The sequence below is a fragment of the Bartonella sp. AP150HLJHH genome (genome assembly GCF_042196385.1).
Classification (GTDB): Bacteria; Pseudomonadota; Alphaproteobacteria; order Rhizobiales; family Rhizobiaceae; genus Bartonella.
In genome coordinates this window covers 1-2,792 of record NZ_JBHIQC010000071.1, presented here as the reverse complement: position 1 = coordinate 2,792, position 2,792 = coordinate 1, and the positions used below count along the sequence as shown (strand labels likewise).

General features: G+C 41.9%; 4 protein-coding genes. 1 reads left to right on the top strand and 3 read right to left on the bottom strand.

All coding sequences use genetic code 11. The features are described 5' to 3' along the window. Positions 1-1,052, bottom strand: a 1,052-nt coding sequence (locus ACFING_RS09550; RefSeq protein ID WP_375630716.1) for a PBSX family phage terminase large subunit, incomplete at its 3' end; no start/stop codon positions are given. Beyond that, positions 1,033-1,368 carry a hypothetical protein gene (locus ACFING_RS09545; protein WP_375630714.1) on the bottom strand — a complete coding sequence of 112 codons (336 nt, stop codon included), beginning with the start codon at positions 1,366-1,368 and terminating at the stop codon, positions 1,033-1,035. The genes ACFING_RS09550 and ACFING_RS09545, both read right to left, overlap by 20 nt. A gap of 205 nt (positions 1,369-1,573) precedes the next feature. Between ACFING_RS09545 and ACFING_RS09540 the strand changes: the two genes are divergently transcribed. After that, complete coding sequence (locus ACFING_RS09540) at positions 1,574-2,185, top strand: hypothetical protein (RefSeq protein WP_375630712.1); 612 nt, start codon at positions 1,574-1,576, stop codon at positions 2,183-2,185. A 13-nt stretch (positions 2,186-2,198) separates the two neighbouring features. Here ACFING_RS09540 and ACFING_RS09535 read toward each other — a convergent pair whose 3' ends face one another. Continuing rightward, entirely contained in the window at positions 2,199-2,726 is a 528-nt protein-coding gene (locus ACFING_RS09535; protein WP_375630710.1) for a hypothetical protein, read from the bottom strand. Positions 2,727-2,792 lie beyond the last annotated feature (66 nt).

The window sequence follows — 2,792 nt, the reverse complement described above, 5'->3', positions numbered from 1 at the left end:
GCCCCTGCTCCCTGATTAGGGATAACTTTTGTTTGAAAGCCTGCCTGTTTAAGAGCGCTCTCAAAACTCACATTGTGCACACGGTCTCTGGTCGCACCGTCATGGGGGAGAACCATCAATGCCTTCTCATAACCATTTTGACGCAACCAACCGATATGTTCCGATAACGGCTGTCCCTGTGCTTCGTAATAATTAAGCACTCTGATCTCTCTACCAACAAATTGCGCTATCCATATCGCTGTTGCATCTGCCTTGGCGCCTGTCCCCCCAATATCCCAAAAGGCGCGTATCTGCATTAAAGGATCACGAGCAACACGCCCTATCCGCCCCTCTTGCTCGGCTGCCAACATTTCCTTTTGATAATAAGCGCCTTGAACCGCTGTAAGATAAGCCCCTTCCCAGATATGCTTATAGGTCTCTGGGCGGTTTCTCAGATCATCCAATCGCGCTTCATTCAAGATCTTAGGAAACTTCGGATTGTCTGACCAGTTAATCTCCACACGCTTGATTGCCTCATTGTCTGAAAAGCGAAACCGCTTCTCAACGGGTGCATTCTCTCGCAACGGGTTCCATGTCACCCATAATTCTGCCCGCCATCCCTCTCCTTCTTCTCGCAAAGTCGGTATAAGCGTTTGCCAAGCCGTCTCTGTTACCGGCTCTGCTTCATCAACCCAACAAAGCAAAATGCGCCCCATCGATTTAATGCTCGCAATATTACGGTCCAGACCAGAAAACTGAAAGGCTACGCGACCATCTATCGACTTAATCGACGATTCCCCAACCTTGTAATAGTCCTTTAAAAAGTCGTGCGCTTCAATGGCGCGCTTAATCTCCTCCAATGAACTCTCTGCCAAAGAATTCTGAAACTGACGTGCACAAAGAATGGTCCCCGATATCCCCTGCATACCAAATTGATAGCCTTTTAAAGCAGCCATCAAGGCAAATGATCTTGTCTTCCCAGACCCTCGTCCACCCCAAGCCGCTCGTACCAAAGCGTCTCCTGTAAAAATCGGTATAAGTTTTGGTACAATCTTAATCTGTCTTGTCGTCATTCATTGTTAAAGGAGCAATTTCTACACGCCCTATGATCTTAATGGCTCCCCCATCTTCACCTGTTACCTGTAAAGGCAACACCTTACCAAGCAACGCTAAATAAGCAGCGGGGCATTCCATAGCCTGCTTTTCCAAATAAGAAATCAAACCATCATTGCCAATTTTATTCCCAGCATTCTCAGCAGCCTTAACCACTGCTTCTTTTAAAATGCGCGTCACTTTATTTGGAACGCCTTTGACACGCCCTTGACCTGCCTTTGGTGGTATACGCTTTTTAATGGGTTGTGGAGCCTGCTGTGTATTTTCTGATGTCATAAAATACGCCCTCCAGATAATAAAAAACCCCGCATTTGCGGGGATTTTCGACTGTACATTTCCCTCTCTAGACACAATACGCCTAAGTACAGCAATGTCATTAAATACGATTTGCTACACTTTGTCAACATAAAAATAACACATATTGATAATTTCAAAGGGAATCGGTTAAACAGCGCTTATGAATAATTAAGGATCCAAAATAATGAAACCATTATCCATAACACGCATCATAACATTTATAGCTTTCTTTTCTATATCAGCGCTATCTGCATCAGCGTCATTTGGATTTACACGTACATTTACACGTGTAGATACTATAGAGCAGTACAATCAACTTTACGATAAATATGCAAGTAAAGAATATGAAGACTTTACGCATTTCGACAAGCAACACGAAGCAAATCAATTTGCATACAAAAATGGCTATCAAAATATAACTGCCAAATTTGACACTGTATGGCATCGTCACATACTTATTGTTTTATGTGGACGCTTTGTGAATTTACTAAGGGGTGATTATAATAAGGAGATGTCATGGGCGATGCTACCTAGTGTAATAAATACTTTACGCTATGAACATAATTGGAGTGAAGAAAATTTTATTTGGGCATACAACATGTCTATGAGTAGTACAGATCCAATGTTTTATTACGCAAAAAAATTTCTTAGTTCTCCGAGTGGAAATGGCATTAACCCCGAAACACAAGTTGTTGATTTAGTGTCTAGTATGAGAGTCGATAATGGGAGAGGCATAAAAAAAACAGCTAGGTTTTGTAGAGACTTACGAACGATATACAATATAATGAAACCGTAATAGAGATTGTCATTTAACGATCAAAATGTTTCTGAAGAGCATTAAGAGCAACGCGTAATGAATTCACAAGGTGTGGTAGCATTTGATCTTCTATAACGAGGGACTGTAACGCTGCATAAAGATTATACTGTTTATAGAGGCATTGTGCTTCTTTAAGTGCCTCTTGCATATTTATAAACTGCTCTGTTGCGAATTCTACCCACTTGTCTCTTGCCTTATCATCAGAAGATGACGGAATTTCATTATAAACAGCACTTGGCAAGCCTTTTGCACACAAATAGTCGTTTCTTATCTGTAGGTATTGTTGCGCGGCATCATATTGCTCTTGAGTAATCACGCCTTGCAAACAAAGCCGCCCGATATAGGTACCAGAAAGTGGATTTTTTGCCTCCTGTAGCGTTAAACCGAAACGCTTTGCACGCATTTCTATTGCCAATTTATCAACGGCTTCACGCGGTGTTTTGCAACGTGATATACGTCCGTTTGGTTCTCTTAGCTGCCCTGCTATTTTAGGGCGTCCCCTCTTTTTGTTTTTTTTCACTTATGTCCTCAGATGTCTGTTTAATATCTTGCCAAATTCTCTCTGATCTTGACCATGAAATTCGAT

Coding starts and splice junctions, on each gene's coding strand:
- ACFING_RS09545 (WP_375630714.1), bottom strand. CDS start 1,368: ATGACATCAGAAAATACACAGCAGGCTCCACAACCCATTAAAAAGCGT.
- ACFING_RS09540 (WP_375630712.1), top strand. CDS start 1,574: ATGAAACCATTATCCATAACACGCATCATAACATTTATAGCTTTCTTT.